Annotated in this window: 14 protein-coding genes; 8 read left to right on the top strand and 6 right to left on the bottom strand. The window is 71.1% G+C overall.

Annotated elements, in window-relative coordinates:
- Nucleotides 1–104: 104 nt before the first annotated feature.
- From ACZ60B_RS06215 to ACZ60B_RS06200, 4 genes are all read right to left on the bottom strand, one after another.
- Nucleotides 105–1,175 (bottom strand): methyltransferase, encoded by a 1,071-nt coding sequence (locus tag ACZ60B_RS06215; protein WP_469384623.1) that lies wholly within the window; start codon nucleotides 1,173–1,175, stop codon nucleotides 105–107.
- A gap of 55 nt (nucleotides 1,176–1,230) precedes the next feature.
- Nucleotides 1,231–2,298: a right-handed parallel beta-helix repeat-containing protein gene (locus ACZ60B_RS06210; protein ID WP_469384621.1), complete on the bottom strand. Its 1,068-nt coding sequence runs from the start codon at nucleotides 2,296–2,298 to the stop codon at nucleotides 1,231–1,233.
- Between the two features lie 231 nt (nucleotides 2,299–2,529).
- Complete coding sequence (locus tag ACZ60B_RS06205) at nucleotides 2,530–2,823, bottom strand: MTH1187 family thiamine-binding protein (protein WP_392622482.1); 294 nt, start codon at nucleotides 2,821–2,823, stop codon at nucleotides 2,530–2,532.
- Complete coding sequence (locus tag ACZ60B_RS06200; RefSeq protein ID WP_469384620.1) at nucleotides 2,820–3,164, bottom strand: DUF3817 domain-containing protein; 345 nt, start codon at nucleotides 3,162–3,164, stop codon at nucleotides 2,820–2,822. The genes ACZ60B_RS06205 and ACZ60B_RS06200 overlap by 4 nt, the downstream gene beginning before the upstream one ends.
- Before the next feature lie 191 nt (nucleotides 3,165–3,355).
- Between ACZ60B_RS06200 and ACZ60B_RS06195 the strand changes: the two genes are divergently transcribed.
- The 4 genes from ACZ60B_RS06195 to ACZ60B_RS06180 all read left to right on the top strand — a co-directional run bounded on the left by ACZ60B_RS06195 (nucleotide 3,356) and on the right by ACZ60B_RS06180 (nucleotide 6,003).
- Nucleotides 3,356–3,988, top strand: coding sequence for an AIM24 family protein (locus tag ACZ60B_RS06195; RefSeq protein ID WP_450665107.1), 633 nt, complete (start codon nucleotides 3,356–3,358; stop codon nucleotides 3,986–3,988).
- A gap of 1 nt (nucleotide 3,989) precedes the next feature.
- Complete coding sequence (locus ACZ60B_RS06190; protein WP_469384618.1) at nucleotides 3,990–4,640, top strand: AIM24 family protein; 651 nt, start codon at nucleotides 3,990–3,992, stop codon at nucleotides 4,638–4,640.
- A 41-nt stretch (nucleotides 4,641–4,681) separates the two neighbouring features.
- The gene (locus tag ACZ60B_RS06185; protein WP_469384641.1) at nucleotides 4,682–5,434 is read left to right on the top strand and encodes an AIM24 family protein; all 753 of its coding nucleotides are present in this window, start codon (nucleotides 4,682–4,684) and stop codon (nucleotides 5,432–5,434) included.
- 92 nt (nucleotides 5,435–5,526) lie between these two features.
- The gene (locus ACZ60B_RS06180) at nucleotides 5,527–6,003 is read left to right on the top strand and encodes a MarR family winged helix-turn-helix transcriptional regulator (RefSeq protein ID WP_152890872.1); all 477 of its coding nucleotides are present in this window, start codon (nucleotides 5,527–5,529) and stop codon (nucleotides 6,001–6,003) included.
- Nucleotides 6,004–6,078: 75 nt separating this feature from the next.
- On the opposite strand, the gene meaB is transcribed toward ACZ60B_RS06180, so the two are convergent.
- Both meaB and ACZ60B_RS06170 read right to left on the bottom strand, forming a co-directional pair.
- Nucleotides 6,079–7,032, bottom strand: a complete 954-nt coding sequence (gene meaB, locus ACZ60B_RS06175) for a methylmalonyl Co-A mutase-associated GTPase MeaB (RefSeq protein ID WP_469384616.1) — start codon at nucleotides 7,030–7,032, stop codon at nucleotides 6,079–6,081.
- Between the two features lie 35 nt (nucleotides 7,033–7,067).
- Nucleotides 7,068–8,267: an acetyl-CoA C-acetyltransferase gene (locus tag ACZ60B_RS06170; RefSeq protein ID WP_469384614.1), complete on the bottom strand. Its 1,200-nt coding sequence runs from the start codon at nucleotides 8,265–8,267 to the stop codon at nucleotides 7,068–7,070.
- A 147-nt stretch (nucleotides 8,268–8,414) separates the two neighbouring features.
- Between ACZ60B_RS06170 and mce the strand changes: the two genes are divergently transcribed.
- From mce to ACZ60B_RS06150, 4 genes are all read left to right on the top strand, one after another.
- Entirely contained in the window at nucleotides 8,415–8,855 is a 441-nt protein-coding gene (mce, locus tag ACZ60B_RS06165) for a methylmalonyl-CoA epimerase (protein ID WP_152890879.1), read from the top strand.
- Between the two features lie 210 nt (nucleotides 8,856–9,065).
- Nucleotides 9,066–12,914, top strand: coding sequence for a polarized growth protein Scy (gene scy / locus ACZ60B_RS06160; RefSeq protein ID WP_469384613.1), 3,849 nt, complete (start codon nucleotides 9,066–9,068; stop codon nucleotides 12,912–12,914).
- A 355-nt stretch (nucleotides 12,915–13,269) separates the two neighbouring features.
- Nucleotides 13,270–14,205, top strand: coding sequence for a coiled-coil domain-containing protein (locus ACZ60B_RS06155; protein ID WP_152890884.1), 936 nt, complete (start codon nucleotides 13,270–13,272; stop codon nucleotides 14,203–14,205).
- Nucleotides 14,206–14,506: 301 nt separating this feature from the next.
- Nucleotides 14,507–15,457 (top strand): ABC transporter ATP-binding protein, encoded by a 951-nt coding sequence (locus ACZ60B_RS06150; protein WP_469384611.1) that lies wholly within the window; start codon nucleotides 14,507–14,509, stop codon nucleotides 15,455–15,457.

Below are 15,457 nucleotides of genomic sequence, written 5' to 3'. Positions count from 1 at the left end.
TCCCCCCCGCTGGGGCGCCGCGGCCGCGCCGGCCCCGCCCCCCCCGGGCCGCCCCCGGCCCCCCCCCCCCCCCCGGGGGGGCCCCCCCCCGCCCCACGCCGGGATCAGGCGGGTACGACGCACTCGAACGCGTGCAGATACGCGTTGACCGGCTGGATCTCGGCGACGGTCAGCCCGGCCTCCGTCATGCGGGCGACCAGGCTCTCCTTGGTGTGCTTGGCTCCCCCGACGTTGAGGAGCAGCAGCAGGTCCATGGAGGTGGTGAACTTCATCGACGGGGTGTCGTCGACGAGGTTCTCGATGATGACGACCCGGGTCCCGGGGCGAGCCTTCGCCATCACGTTGCGCAGCGTCCTGCGGGTGCTGTCGTCGTCCCATTCCAGGATGTTCTTGATGATGTACAGGTCGGCCTCGACCGGGATGTCCTCACGGCAGTCCCCGCCGACGATCCGGGCCCGCTCGGCGAGCGCGCCGCCCACCCGCAGCCGGGCGTCCGCCTTCTCCACCACCCGCGGCAGATCGAGCAGGGTGCCGCGTACGTCCGGGTGCTTCTCCAGCAGGCTGGCCAGCACGTGTCCCTGGCCGCCGCCGATGTCGGCGACCGTCGTCACGCCGGTGAGGTCGAGCAGTTCCGCGACGTCCCGCGCCGACTGCTCGCTGGACGTCGTCATGGCCTGGTTGAAGACGTGCGCGGAGTCCTGCGCGTCCTCGTGCAGGTAGTCGAAGAACCCCTTTCCGTAGAGCTCGTGGAAGACGCTGTCGCCCGAGCGCACCGCCTCGTCGAGCAGCGGCCAGGCGTCCCAGGTCCAGGGCTCGGTGCACCACAGGGCGATGTACCGGAGGCTGTGCGGGTCGTCCTCGCGCAGCAGTCGGGACATGCTGGTGTGGACGAACCGTCCGTCCTCGTTCTGCGCGAAGACGCCGTAGCAGGTCAGGGCGCGCAGCAGGCGCAGCAGGGGCCGGGGCTCGGTGCCGAGCCGGGCCGCGAGCTGCTCCGCGCCGGTCGGCTCCTCGCCGAGGGCGTCGGCGACGCCGAGCTTGGCCGCCGCCCGCACGGCCGCGGCGCAGGCGGCGCCGAAGACGAGCTCCCTCAGCCGCATGGCCGGGGCGGGCTGCTGCGGGGCCGTGGCCGGGGCGGGCGGAGCCTGCGCGGGGGCGGGACTCACAGTGGTCATGTACCGTCTCGATTCGCTTGGTTCGCTTGATGCGGCAAGGACACGGGTGATCCGGTCAGCACATTCCGGCGGGCAGTGAGCGCCGGCACGTGTTACGGGTGAACTTGTTTCCCTTTCCGGTGTCCCGATTGACCAGGTCGGCCGGCGAATTACCGGTCAGCACGTTGCGCCGGACGATGTTGTTCTGGTTCGGCGCGCCCACGACGCTCTTGAAGAGGACCACTCCGCCGGAGAACGGGGACTTCCCCACGTTGTGGTGGATCTGGTTGCGCTCGACGACCGACTTCTCGATTCCGGTGAGGACGATTCCGGCGCCCTGGATGAAGGGCAGCCGAGCGGTCTTCGGGCAGTACGCGTTGTTGTCGTGGACGTAGTTCCTGCGTACGAGGATGTTGCCGGTGCGCGGCTTGTTCTCGTCGCCGACCACGAACATGCCGGCACAGTTGCGGTCCACGTCGTTGTTCCTGACCGTGACGTTGCGCAGCCGCCGGACCGTGATGCCGATGCGGTTGCCGGTCAGCCGGTTGTTGCGGACGACGGTGCCGCGCGTGTCGACGGCGCCCGCCTCGGCGCGGACCGTGTTGGAGAGGAAGAGACCCGACTCGCCGTTCCTCCTGGCGACGTTGTGCGCGAACAGGCTGCGGACCGAGAGCTCCTCGGCGAAGCCCCAGGTGCCGTTCTTCTCGGAGGTCACATGGCGCACGGACAGCCGGTCGGTGCCCGAGGCCCACAGACCGTTCTTCTTGAAGCCGGTCAGCACGAGCCCTCGGATACGGGTGCCGACGACGGGCCTGGCGGCGGTGCCCTCCACGCAGATGCCGTTGCCGGCGGCCGCGCAGCTGTTGGCCGCCCTCTTCTTGTTCGAGGCCGGCTTCAGCACGGTCAGCGCGCCCGAACCACGCAGGACGAGGTGGGACTTCGTGATGCGGACGCTCTCCCGATAGGTGCCGGGCCTGATGTAGATGACGTCACCGGACCTCGCGACGTCGACCGCCTTCTGGATCGATTGCCCCGGACGCACCACATGGACCGACGAAGCGGCACCGGCCGTGGGAATACCGGCCAGTCCCGATGCGGTCACCAGTGCGGCGCACCCGAGGTATCCGATGTGCTTTCTTTTCATGGGTCGAAGCTATGGTCCGCATTTCCGACTCGCCAGGTTCACCCACCTCTTTTACCGCGTTCGGAGCACGGACGGCGCAATCCCGTACCCGAAAGGCGGTGTCGGCGGGGACTGCCGAGGGGCCGTGAAACTCCTTGCGTGCCACGGGCACGGAAAAGCCCCGGCCGTCGAGGGCCGGGGCTTTTCCGTGTCCGTGTTCCGTGTCGCGTGCCGCGTGCCGCGACTCGTGTGCTACGCGGAGAGGTGGCGCTCCACCGTCTCCACCTTCGAGGTCAGCCCGTCGGTCACACCGGGCCGGATGTCCGCCTTGAGGACCAGGGACACCCGCGGCGCCCGCGCCTCGACGGCGGCGACCGCGCGCCGGACGACGTCCATCACCTCGTCCCACTCGCCTTCGATCGAGGTGAACATGGCGTCGGTGCGGTGGGGCAGTCCGGACGCGCGGACCACCCGGACGGCGTCGGCGACGTACTCGCCGACCTCCTCGCCGACCCCGAGCGGGGTGACGGAAAAGGCGACGATCATGCGCTCGCCACTCCTTCCTTGCGGGCCCGGGAGGCGATCACCGCGTCCTCGGCCTCGCGGCGCAGCCGGCGCTCGGCGAAGAAGCCGCCGGTCGGCAGGACCGACAGGACGAAGTAGAGCGCGGCGGTGCCCAGCGGCCACTTGGCGCGGTTCCAGGCGTCCGCCCAGAAGATCACGTAGAGGATGAACAGGACGCCGTGGACCGCTCCCATCACGGGCACCGCGTTGAAGTCGGTGGTCCGCTTGAGCACCGAGCAGACGAGCAGCAGCAGGAAGGAGACGGCCTCGGGGGCCGAGACCAGGCGGAGGCGGCGGAGGGCGGTGGCGGTTTTGAGGTCCACGGGGCACCTTCGGTGGGAGATGAGGGCGTCACGGTTTGTGAACGCGCGCACAAGCGTCCGCCCATTGTGACAAACGGGCCGGCGCCGTCCGGGAGGGGGGCCACGGTTCCCCTAGGGGTGCATTCAGGGGCGTTCTCCACCCCGGGGACCTGTGCGGGCGACGGAGTGGCGGCTACCTTCGCAGCGTGGCGATGTTCCGAATGCAGGGCAGCAAGGTGCTCGCCGTCGACATGACCGGGGATGCCGTGAAGGCGAAGAACGGCTCGATGGTCGCGTACGACGGGCAGATGGCCTTCAAGAAGCTCAGTGGCGGCGGCGAGGGGCTGCGGGGGATGGTGACCCGGCGGCTCACCGGTGAACAGATGACGGTGATGGAGGTCAGAGGCCAGGGGACCTGCTGGTTCGCGGACCGCGCGAGCGAGATCAACCTCGTCCGCCTCCAGGGGGACACGCTGTACGTGGAGTCGAGCAACCTGCTCGCGACGGACGCCGGGCTGCGCACCGGCACCACGTTCACCGGGCTGCGCGGCGCCGCGCAGGGCAACGGGCTGTTCACGACGACCGTCGAGGGGCACGGCCAGGCGGCGATCACCTCGGACGGACCCGCGGTGGTGCTCCGGGTCAGCCCGCAGTACCCGCTGACCGTCGACCCGGGCGCGTACATCGCGCACCAGGGGAACGTCCGGCAGTCCTTCCAGTCCGGTGTGACGTTCCGCACGTTCCTCGGGGAGGGCGGCGGCGAGGCCTTCCAGATCCGCTTCGAGGGGGACGGACTGGTGTACGTGCAGCCGAGCGAGCGGAACACGGTGGCGGGGGATCTCTGAGATGGCCTTCCGTGAGATCAACTCCAAGATGGTCGAGGCGACCGTCGTCCCGGGGCAGCGGCTGTTCAGTCAGCGCGGCGCGATGCTCGCCTACAAGGGCGAGGTGTCCTTCACCCCCGACCTCCAGGGTGGCCAGGGCGGGATCATGTCGATGATCGGGCGCCGGGTCGCGGGCGAGGCCACCCCGCTGATGTCCGTCGAGGGCAGCGGCACGGTCCTGTTCGGGCACGGCGGCCACCACGTCCAGGTCGTGCGCCTCACCGGCGACACGCTGTACGTCGAGGCGGACCGGCTGCTCGCCTTCGAGGGCACGCTCCGGCAGGGCACGATGTTCATGGGCGCGCAGGGCGGCGTCATGGGCATGGTCCGCGGACAGGTCACCGGCCAGGGACTGTTCACGACCACCCTCGAGGGGCACGGCGCGGTGGCGGTGATGGCCCACGGCGGGGTCTTCGAGATCCCGATCACCCCGCAGCGGCCGGTGCACGTCGACCCGCAGGCGTACGTCGCCCATCACGGCGACGTGCGCAACAGGCTGTCCACGGCGCTCGGCTGGCGCGACATGGTGGGCCGCGGCTCCGGGGAGGCGTTCCAACTCGAGCTGAGCGGCAGCGGCACGGTCTACGTCCAGGCGTCGGAGGAGAAGCTGTGAGCGGGTACGTGACGGCGGGCGGCCCGGTGGTGCACGACCCGATGACGCTGCCCGTGGACGACAACGTCAACGCCTACACCTTCTGCGTGGAGCTCAAGGGGAGCCAGTGGTTCCTCCAGAAGGGGAAGATGATCGCCTACTACGGGTCGATCGACTTCAACGGCGTCGGGCACGGCCGATTGGACCGACTTGTCCGCACGGCGTTTCATTCGCCTCTGCACGCCGCCGAGTGGGTCGTGGCGGAGGGCTCCGGCAAGATGCTCCTCGCCGACCGGGCCTTCGATGTGAATTCGTACGACCTCGACGACGGCAACCTGACCATTCGCTCGGGCAATCTGCTCGCTTTTCAGCCAAGTCTCGCGCTCAAGCAGTCGATCGTGCCGGGTTTTCTGACCCTTATCGGAACCGGCAAGTTTGTGGCCGCATCTAACGGGCCGGTGGTGTTCATGGAGCCTCCGATCCGGGTGGACCCGCAGGCGCTCGTCGGCTGGGCCGACTGCCCGTCGCCGTGCCATCACTACGACCATGCGTACATGACCGGCGTGATGGGCGGTCTACGTGCGATGACGGGCCTGGGCGGGGCCTCCGGGGAGGAGCATCAGTTCGAGTTCGTGGGCGCCGGCACGGTGCTGCTCCAGTCGACCGAGACCCTCATGGCCGAGCAGGCCACGGGGGCGGTTCCGCACACGGCGGGCGTGCCCGGCGGCGGCGTCCCCGGTGGTCAGGGGCAGCCGTCCGGGGCACCGCGCCTTCCCGGACAGCTGGGAGACCTCCAGCGTCGCTTCGGGCTGTGAGCGGTAGTCTGCGGAGTGTGACATCGAACGCGTGCGCACCGTCACACCACCCTCACTAGTTCGCCTTTCAACCTTTTAGGTAGACTTCATTCATGGAGACCGAAACGGCCACGCGCTGGCTGACCGATGCGGAGCAGTGCGCCTGGCGCACCCACCTGGAGGTCAACAGGCTGTTGAGTTACCAGCTCGAAAAGGACCTCCAGCCGTTCGGCCTGACAATGAACGACTACGAGATCCTGGTGAATCTCTCCGAGTCGGAGGACGTCAGGATGCGGATGAGCGACCTGGCTTCCGCCACGCTCCAGTCCAAGAGCCGGCTCTCCCACCAGATCACCCGCATGGAGAACGCGGACCTGGTCCGCCGGGAGAACTGCGAGTCCGACCGTCGCGGACTGTACGCGGTCCTCACCGAGCACGGCCTGGAGACCATGCAGAAGGTCGCGCCCCACCATGTGGCGTCCGTGCGGAGTCACTTCATCGACCTCGTCTCGCCCGAGGCCCTGGCAGAGCTCGACAAGGCCCTCAAGCCCATCGCCCAGCACCTTCGCGGGCAACGCGGACGCCCCTGACGGCACGCTCCGCGCGAGCCGAGGCGGGCGGGACCCCGAACCGGGTCCCGCCCGCCTCGGCTCCGGGGCAGGCCGTCAGGCCGTCAGGCCTGTCACCAGTTCGTCCGCCGCGCGGTACGGGTCCAGTTCGCCTGCCACGATCCGCTCCGCCAGCGCGCTCAGGCGGCGGTCGCCGTGCAGGTCGGCGATGCGTTCGCGCAGCGTCGTGACGGCGATCGTCTCGACCTCGCGGGCGGCGCGGGCCCGGCGGCGTTCGGTCAGGACGCCCCGCTCCTCCATCCAGGCCCGGTGCTTCTCCAGGGCCTCGACGACCTCGTCGATCCCCTCGCCCCGCGCCGCGACCGTCTTGACGATCGGGGGGCGCCAGTCGCCGGGGGCTCGGGACTCGCCGAGGCCGAGCATGTGGTTCAGCTCGCGCGCGGTGGCGTCGGCTCCGTCCCGGTCCGCCTTGTTGACGACGTAGACGTCGCCGATCTCCAGGATCCCGGCCTTGGCGGCCTGGATGCCGTCGCCCATGCCCGGGGCCAGCAGGACGACCGAGGTGTCCGCCTGGGAGGCGATCTCCACCTCCGACTGGCCGACGCCGACCGTCTCCACCAGGACCACGTCGCAGCCGGCCGCGTCCAGGACCCGGATCGCCTGCGGCGCGGACCAGGCGAGCCCGCCCAGATGGCCGCGGGTCGCCATGGAGCGGATGTAGACGCCGGGGTCGGAGGAGTGGTCCGACATCCGCACCCGGTCGCCCAGCAGGGCCCCGCCGGAGAACGGCGAGGACGGGTCGACGGCCAGCACACCGACCCTCCTGCCCTGCCTGCGGTACGCGGACACCAGCGCCGAGGTGGACGTCGACTTGCCGACGCCCGGCGAGCCGGTCAGCCCGACGACGTAGGCGTTGCCGGTGAGCGGGGCCAGCGCCGCCATGACCTCCCGCAGCTGCGGGGACGCCCCCTCCACCAGGGAGATCAGCCGGGCCACGGCCCGCGGCCGGCCTTCCCTGGCCTGGGTCACCAGAGAGGAGACGTCCTGCATCACAGCTCCGTTCGCGAGAGGTCGTACAGCGGAACTCAAGCCTTGGGCACCCGCACGATCAGGGCGTCGCCCTGGCCGCCGCCGCCGCACAGCGCGGCCGCGCCGACCCCGCCGCCGCGGCGCTTCAGCTCCAGCGCCAGGTGCAGCACCAGCCGGGCGCCGGACATGCCGATCGGGTGGCCCAGGGCGATGGCGCCGCCGTTGACGTTCACCTTTTCCGTGGACACCCCGAGGTCCTTCATTGACTGCACCGCGACGGCGGCGAAGGCCTCGTTGATCTCGATCAGATCGAGGTCGGAGACCTCCAGGCCCTCCTTCTTCAGGGCGTGCAGGATCGCGTTGGACGGCTGCGACTGGAGCGAGTTGTCCGGACCGGCCACATTGCCGTGGGCGCCGATCTCGGCGATCCACTCCAGGCCGAGCTCCTGCGCCTTGGCCTTGCTCATCACGACCACGGCCGCCGCGCCGTCGGAGATCTGCGAGGAGGAACCGGCGGTGATCGTGCCGTCCCGGGTGAACGCCGGACGCAGCTTGCCCAGCGACTCGGCGGTGGTGTCGCCGCGGATGCCCTCGTCCTTGCTGAAGACGACCGGCTCGCCCTTGCGCTGCGGGATCTCGACCGGGGTGATCTCGGCCTCGAAGACGCCGTTCTTCTGGGCGGCGGCCGCGCGCTGGTGGGACAGCGCGGCGATCTCGTCCTGCTCCGGACGGGCGATGCCCAGGCGGGTGTTGTGCTTCTCGGTGGACTCGCCCATGGCGATGTTCTCGAAGGCGTCGGTCAGACCGTCGTACGCCATCGCGTCGAGCAGTTCCACCGCGCCGTACTTGTAGCCCTCGCGGGACTTCGGCAGGAGGTGGGGGGCGTTGGTCATGGACTCCTGGCCGCCCGCCACGACGATGTCGAACTCGCCCGCGCGGATCAGCTGGTCGGCCAGCGCGATCGCGTCGAGGCCGGACAGGCAGACCTTGTTGATCGTCAGCGCCGGCACGTTCATCGGGATGCCGGCCTTGACGGCGGCCTGGCGGGCCGGGATCTGCCCCGCCCCGGCCTGGAGCACCTGCCCCATGATCACGTACTGCACCTGGTCGCCGCCGATGCCCGCACGGTCGAGGGCGGCCTTGATCGCGAAGCCGCCGAGGTCGGCGCCCGAGAAGGACTTCAGCGAGCCCAGCAGCCGTCCCATGGGCGTACGCGCCCCCGCGACGATCACCGAGCTGTTCGTTCCAGAAGACATGAGCTGCGATCCCCTTACCGGCCTGCACAGCCGAGGAGTGAACGAGGGTTTACTCGAATGTACTGAGCGGTAGTCCACCCGTCATCCGGCTGTCGGTGTGATCGCGCGCACGTTGCGTAACCACTTCCGACGCGCTGCACTGACAACATGCTGACGCGAATCGACCACATCGGGATCGCCTGTTTCGACCTCGACAAGACCGTCGAGTTCTACCGTGCGACGTACGGCTTCGAGGTGTTCCACTCCGAGGTCAACGAGGAACAGGGCGTGCGCGAGGCCATGCTCAAGATCAACGATACGTCCGACGGCGGCGCCTCGTACCTCCAGCTCCTGGAGCCCACCCGTCCGGATTCCACGGTCGCGAAGTGGCTCGACAAGAACGGCGAGGGTGTCCATCACATCGCTTTCGGTACGGCGGACGTGGACACGGACGCAGCCGACATCAAGGACAAGGGCGTACGCGTCCTGTACGAGGAGCCACGACGCGGCTCCATGGGGTCGCGAATCACCTTCCTGCACCCCAAGGACTGCCACGGTGTACTGACAGAACTGGTCACTTCGGCGGCGGTTGAGTCACCTGAGCACTGACCCTCGTACATATGGGCCGGTAGGGTTGGGGGCGGTCGTCGCTCACACCAGGGCGACCGCATTCCGGGGTCCGGGTTTCGGGGGACGAGCGTCGGGGCAGCAGCCCATGCTCCGTCGTTGATCTGACACCATTCCCCCGGGGGCCCCGTTCGGCGGATGGACGGAGCTCGTTGGAGAAGCTTGCGACCAGGGGACGGATGGGACCGCGCAGTGCGGGGCTACGAGAGCCAGGAGCGAGAGCCGGCGGCTGACGTCGATCACCTCTCTCGATTCGAAGCCGAGATGAAGCGGCTGAAGACCGAGCGGGAAAAGGCGATCCAGCATGCCGAGGACCTCGGCTACCAGGTCGAGGTGCTGCGCGCCAAGTTGCACGAGGCGCGTCGCACCATCATGTCCCGGCCCGCCTTCGACGGCGGCGACATCGGGTACCAGGCCGAGCAGATGCTGCGCAACGCGCAGATGCAGGCGGACCAGCTGCGCCAGGAGGCCGAGCGCGAGATCAGCCAGGCCCGCGCGCAGACCCAGCGTCTCCTCCAGGAGCACGCCGAGCAGGCCGCGCGGCTCCAGGCCGAGCTGCACCAGGAGGCCGTCACCCGGCGTCAGCAGCTCGACCAGGAGCTGGCGGAGCGCCGGCAGACCGTCGAGTCGCACGTCAACGAGAACGTGGCGTGGGCGGAGCAGTTGCGCGCCCGCAGCGAGTCGCAGGCCCGTCGTCTCCTCGACGACTCCCGCGGCGAGGTCGACCAGGCCCTGGCCGCCGCCCGCGCGGAGGCCGAGCGGGTCACCGCGGAGACCCGGCAGCGGCTCCAGGCCGAGGCCGACGCGGCCCGCGCCGAGGCCGACCAGCTCCTGCGCCGTGCCCGTACGGACGCCGAACGCCTGCTGAACGCCGCCTCCACCCAGGCCCAGGAGGCCACCGACCACGCCGAGGCGCTGCGCACCTCGACGGCGAACGAGTCCGACTCCGCCCGCCGCCAGGCCACCGAGCTGAGCCGCGCCGCCGAGCAGCGCATCGCCGAGGCCGACACGGCCCTGCGCGAGGCCCGCGCCGAGGCCGAGAAGGTGCTCGCCGAGGCCAAGGAGGCCGCCGCCAAGGCGCTCGCCACGGCCGAGTCCACCAACGAGCAGCGCACCCGGACCGCCAAGGAGCAGGTCGCCCGGCTGGTCAGCGAGGCCACCAAGGAGGCCGAGGCCACCAAGTCGAGCGCCGACCAGATCGTCGCGGACGCCCGCGCGGAGGCCGAGAAGGTCCTCGCCGAGGCAGCCGAGAAGGCCCGCAGCGCCACCGCCGAGGAGACCGCCTCCCAGCTGGGCAAGGCCGCGCGCACCGCCGAGGACGTCCTCAACCGGGCGGAGGAGGACGCGCGCAACACCACCCGGGCCGCCACCGAGGAGGCCGAGCGGATCCGCACCGAGGCGGAGGCCGAGGCCGACCGGCTGCGCGCCGAGGCGCACGACATCGCCGAGCAGCTCAAGGGCACGGCGAAGGACGACACCAAGGAGTACCGCGCCAAGACCGTCGAGCTCCAGGAGGAGGCGCGACGGCTGCGCGGCGAGGCCGAGCAGCTGCGCTCCGAGGCGGTCGGCGAGGGCGAGAAGATCCGCGCCGAGGCCCGGCGGGAGGCCGTCCAGCAGATCGAGGAGGCGGCCAAGACCGCCGAGGAACTGCTCGGCAAGGCGAAGGCGGACGCGGACGAGCTGCGCCAGAGCGCCACGACGGACAGCGAGAAGGTCCGCACCGAGGCCATCGAGCGCGCCACCGCGCTGCGCCGGCAGGCCGAGGAGACCCTGGAGCGCACCCGCAAGGAGGCCGAGGAGCAGCGCGACGAGGCCACCGAGCAGGCCGAGGGCATCAAGGCCGACGCCGAGCGGGCCGCGGCCGGACTGCGCGAGGACACCGAGCGCGCCATAGCGGCCCGGCAGGCCGAGGCGGCCGACGGGCTGGCCCGGCTGCACACCGAGGCCGAGGAGCGCATCGCCTCGGCCGAGCAGGCGCTGACCGAGGCCCGCGAGGAGGCCGTACGGATCCGCCGCGAGGCCGGCGAGGAGACCGACCGGCTGCGCGCCGAGTCCGCCGAGCGCATCCGCACCCTCCAGGCACAGGCCGAGGCGGAGGCCGAGCGGCTGCGCGACGAGGCCGCCGCCGACGCGGCCGCCTCCCGTGCCGAGGGCGAGACCGTCGCCGTACGGCTGCGTTCGGAGGCCGCGGCCGAGGCCGAGCGGCTGAAGACGGAGGCCCAGGAGACCGCCGACCGGATGCGTTCGGAGGCGCAGGCCGCCGCCGAACGGCTGGCCACGGAGGCGTCGGAGACGCTGGCCGCCGCCCAGGAGGAGGCCGCCCGCCGGCGCCGCGAGGCCGAGGAACTCCTCGGCTCCGCCCGCCAGGAGGCCGACCAGGAGCGCGAGCGGGCCCGCGAGCAGAGCGAGGAGCTGCTGGCCTCGGCACGCAAGCGGGTCGAGGACGCGCAGACCGAGGCCGTGCGCCTGGTCGAGGAGGCCGAGCGGCGCGCCGGCGAGCTGGTGTCGGCCGCCGAGCAGCACGCCCAGCAGGTGCGCGACTCCGTCACCGGTCTGCACGAGCAGGCGCAGGAGGAGATCACGGGGCTGCGCTCCGCCGCCGAGCACGTGGCGGACCGTACCCGCCGGGAGGCCGAGGAGGAGGCGGACCGGGTCCGCTCCGACGCCTACGCCGAGCGGGAGCGGGCCGCCGAGGACGCCGCGCGGCTCCGGCGCGAGGCGCACGAGGAGGCCGAGGCCGCCAAGGCGCTCGCCGAGCGCACCACGACGGAGGCGATCGCCGAGGCCGAGCGGCTGCGTTCGGACGCGGCCGCGCACGCCCAGAACGTGCGCACCGAGGCCTCCGAGGTGACGGCGAAGGCCGAGCAGGACGCCTCGCGCACCCGGGCGGAGGCCCGGGAGGACGCCAACCGGATCCGTTCGGAGGCGGCGGCCCAGGCGGACACCCTCGTCACCGAGGTCACGGCGGAGACGGAACGTCTCCAGGCGGAGACGGCCGCGGAGACCGAGCGGGTCCGGGCCGAGGCGGTCGCCAAGGCCGAGAAGCTGATCGGGGACGCGAAGGGCGACGCGGAGCGGCTGCGTGCCGGTGCCGCCGAGACGGTCGGTTCCGCGCAGCGGCACGCCGAGCGCACGCGCGCCGAGGCCGAGCGGGTACGCACCGCCGCGGCCGCGGAGGCCGAGCGGCTGGTGTCCCAGGCCCGCGAGGAGAGCGAGCGCACCCTGGACGAGGCCCGCAAGGAAGCCAACAAGCGGCGTTCGGAGGCGGCCGAGCAGGTCGACACGCTCATCACGGAGACCACGGCCGAGGCCGACAAGCTGCTCACCGAGGCCCAGCAGCAGGCGCTGAAGGCCACGGCGGACGCCGAGTCCCAGGCGGACACGATGGTCGGCGCGGCCCGCAGCGAGGCCGAGCGGCTGGTGTCCGAGGCGACGATCGAGGGCAACGGGCTGGTGGAGAAGGCCCGTGCGGACGCGGACGAGCTGCTCGTCGGCGCCCGCCGGGACGCGACGGCGATCCGCGAGCGCGCGCAGGAGCTGCGCGACCGCATCACGTCCGAGATCGAGGACCTGCACGAGCGGGCCCGCCGTGAGGCGTCGGAGACGATGAAGTCGACCGGTGACCGCTGCGACGCGCTCATCAAGGCCTCCGAGGAACAGCTCGGCAAGGCGCAGTCGAAGGCCAAGGATCTGCTGTCGGAGGCCAGCTCCGAGGCGGGCAAGGTGCGCATCGCCGCCGTGAAGAAGGCGGAGTTGCTCCTGAAGGAGGCCGAGCAGAAGAAGGCCTCGCTGGTGCGCGAGGCCGAGGAGCTCAAGGCGGAGGCGATCCGCGAGGCGCGTGCCACCGTCGAGGAGGGCAAGCGCGAGCTGGAGGTGCTGGTGCGCCGCCGCGAGGACATCAACGCCGAGATCTCCCGGGTCCAGGACGTGCTGGAGGCGCTGGAGTCGTTCGAGACTCCGGGCGCCGGCAAGGACGGGGCGGTGAAGGCGGGCGCGACCGTGGGCGCACCCCGTCCGGGCGGCAAGCCGTCGGAGAGCTAGACGGCCGGAGAGCCGGAGCGTTCGGTCGAGGTCCGCCTTTCGGGGCGGACCTCGACCGTTCTCGCGTTCTCGTGCCGGTGCGGTGCCGGTCCGGTGCCGGTGCGTCGGCGGTGTCGTCGGTCTGGTGTGACGCAATCGACGGTGAGGGCCGTGAGGCCTGAGAGTCCCTCGGCGGATCGTGAGAGTTCCGTTAAGGTCTGGGGTCTTTGACCTGGTTTTTTGCAAGCTGTCCTGCGGTGAGCCACCCAAAAGGGGTGTCATTCTCCAGATCAAACACGTATCCGCTCGATGACACACCGCTTAGGCCCCTAGGATTCCACCTATCACCTCACCGGTCTCATTCGACAGGAACCCCATGAGCGACACTTCCCCCTACGGCTTCGAGCTTGTGCGGCGTGGGTACGACCGCGCTCAGGTGGACGAACGCATCTCGAAGCTCGTCTCCGACCGCGACAGCGCTCTGGCCCGCATCACCGCTCTCGAGAAGCGCATCGAGGAGCTCCACCTCGAGACGCAGAACGCCCAGGCTCAGGTGAGCGACGCCGAGCCGTCGTACGCCGGCCTCGGCGCGCGTGTCGAGAAGATCCTCCGCCTCGCCGAGGAGGAGGCCAAGGACCTGCGCGAGGAGGCCCGCCGCGCGGCCGAGCAGCACCGCGAGCTCGCCGAGTCGGCCGCCCAGCAGGTTCGCAACGACGCGGAGTCGTTCGCCGCCGAGCGCAAGTCCAAGGCCGAGGACGAGGGCGTCCGGATCGTCGAGAAGGCCAAGAGCGACGCCTCGCAGCTGCGGGCCGAGGCTCAGAAGGACGCGCAGTCCAAGCGTGAGGAGGCCGACGCCCTCTTCGAGGAGACCCGCGCCAAGGCCGCGCAGGCCGCCGCCGACTTCGAGACGAACCTGGCCAAGCGTCGCGAGCAGTCCGAGCGCGACCTGGCCTCGCGTCAGCAGAAGGCCGAGAAGCGCCTGGCGGAGATCGAGCACCGCGCCGAGCAGCTGCGCCTGGAGGCCGAGAAGCTGCGCACGGACGCCGAGCGCCGGGCTCGCCAGACGGTGGAGACGGCCCAGCGTCAGGCCGAGGACATCGTGGCGGACGCGAACGCCAAGGCCGACCGCATCCGTTCGGAATCCGAGCGTGAGCTGGCCGCGCTGACCAACCGCCGCGACTCGATCAACGCTCAGCTCACGAACGTCCGCGAGATGCTCGCCACCCTCACGGGTGCCGCGGTGGCCGCCGCCGGCAGCCCGGCCGACGACGAGCCGATCTCCCGCGGGGTCCCGGCCCAGCAGACCCGGTAAGTCCTTCACGACAGCAAAGGCCCGTACCCTCCCCCGGGGGCGCGGGCCTTCGTCGTACCGTCCTCGGGCCTTGGCCGGAGACCCGTCCGGACCCGCCCCAGGGCCGCCGCCACCACGCGGTCCGGTCACCGTCGGGCGGCCTCCCGGGCGTTTCCGTACGGCTCTTCGGGCGCCCCCGTACAGCCTTTCGGTCGCTGCCGTACGGCCTTTCGACCGACGTCGTACGGCCTTCGTCGCGCGGTCGGACACTGTTTGCCCGCCCGGGTGGCAGCCGCCCAACGGCCGCCCTAGCGTGGGCGGCATGATCGAGCTCGAGGGGCTGAGCAAGCGGTACGGCGAGAAGGTGGCGGTCAGCAGCCTGACATTCACCGTCAGACCGGGCATCGTCACGGGCTTCCTCGGACCCAACGGCGCGGGCAAGTCGACGACCATGCGCATGATGCTCGGCCTCGACCGGCCGACGGCAGGCGACGTCCGCATCGACGGCCGGCACTACGCCGACCTCAAGGACCCGCTGAAGTACATCGGCGCCCTGCTGGACGCCAAGGCCGTGCACGGCGGCCGCAGCGCCTACCACCACCTGCTGTGCCTCGCGCAGAGCAACGGCATCCCGAAGAGCCGGGTCCACGAGGTGCTCGACACCGTCGGGCTGTCCGCGGTCGCAAAGAAGAAGGCCAAGGGGTTCTCGCTCGGCATGGGGCAGCGGCTCGGGATCGCGGGGGCGCTGCTCGGCGACCCGCGGATCCTGATGTTCGACGAGCCGGTCAACGGGCTGGACCCCGAGGGCATCCACTGGATCCGCAACCTCATGAAATCGCTGGCCGCGCAGGGCCGGACGGTGTTCGTCTCCAGCCACCTCATGAGCGAGATGGCGCTGACCGCCGATCATCTGGTGGTCATCGGGCAGGGGCGGCTGCTCGCCGACACCTCCATGGCCGACTTCATCCGGCAGAACTCGCGCGCCTACGTCCGCATCCGCACCCCGCAGCGCGAGCGGCTGCTCGACGTGCTGCGCGGGGCCGGCATCACGGTCGTGGAGAGCGGCAGCGGTGTGCTGGAGGTGGACGCCGGGAAGCCCGAGCGGATCGGGGAACTGGCCGCGCAGCACCAGATCGTGCTGCACGAACTGAGCCCCCAGCAGGCCTCCCTGGAGGAGGCGTTCATGCAGTTGACCGCGGAGTCGGTGGAGTACCACGCGCATGCCGACACCGCCCTGCCCCGGCAGTGGGGCGACGGCTGGGAGAGGGGCTGA

Source organism: Streptomyces sp. NPDC104096 (genome assembly GCF_055584385.1).
The sequence above is the reverse complement of the archived record's forward strand: the minus strand, read 5'-3'. Positions and strand labels throughout refer to the sequence as shown.

What these genes read in the sequence shown, in the direction of transcription:
- ACZ60B_RS06155 (WP_152890884.1), top strand. Translation starts at nt 13,270, where the DNA reads ATGAGCGACACTTCCCCCTACGGCTTCGAGCTTGTGCGGCGTGGGTAC.
- ACZ60B_RS06195 (WP_450665107.1), top strand. Translation starts at nt 3,356, where the DNA reads ATGTTCCGAATGCAGGGCAGCAAGGTGCTCGCCGTCGACATGACCGGG.
- ACZ60B_RS06190 (WP_469384618.1), top strand. Translation starts at nt 3,990, where the DNA reads ATGGCCTTCCGTGAGATCAACTCCAAGATGGTCGAGGCGACCGTCGTC.
- ACZ60B_RS06205 (WP_392622482.1), bottom strand. Translation starts at nt 2,823, where the DNA reads ATGATCGTCGCCTTTTCCGTCACCCCGCTCGGGGTCGGCGAGGAGGTC.
- mce (WP_152890879.1), top strand. Translation starts at nt 8,415, where the DNA reads ATGCTGACGCGAATCGACCACATCGGGATCGCCTGTTTCGACCTCGAC.
- ACZ60B_RS06210 (WP_469384621.1), bottom strand. Translation starts at nt 2,298, where the DNA reads ATGAAAAGAAAGCACATCGGATACCTCGGGTGCGCCGCACTGGTGACC.
- ACZ60B_RS06180 (WP_152890872.1), top strand. Translation starts at nt 5,527, where the DNA reads ATGGAGACCGAAACGGCCACGCGCTGGCTGACCGATGCGGAGCAGTGC.
- ACZ60B_RS06150 (WP_469384611.1), top strand. Translation starts at nt 14,507, where the DNA reads ATGATCGAGCTCGAGGGGCTGAGCAAGCGGTACGGCGAGAAGGTGGCG.
- ACZ60B_RS06185 (WP_469384641.1), top strand. Translation starts at nt 4,682, where the DNA reads ATGACGCTGCCCGTGGACGACAACGTCAACGCCTACACCTTCTGCGTG.
- ACZ60B_RS06215 (WP_469384623.1), bottom strand. Translation starts at nt 1,175, where the DNA reads ATGACCACTGTGAGTCCCGCCCCCGCGCAGGCTCCGCCCGCCCCGGCC.
- meaB (WP_469384616.1), bottom strand. Translation starts at nt 7,032, where the DNA reads ATGCAGGACGTCTCCTCTCTGGTGACCCAGGCCAGGGAAGGCCGGCCG.
- ACZ60B_RS06170 (WP_469384614.1), bottom strand. Translation starts at nt 8,267, where the DNA reads ATGTCTTCTGGAACGAACAGCTCGGTGATCGTCGCGGGGGCGCGTACG.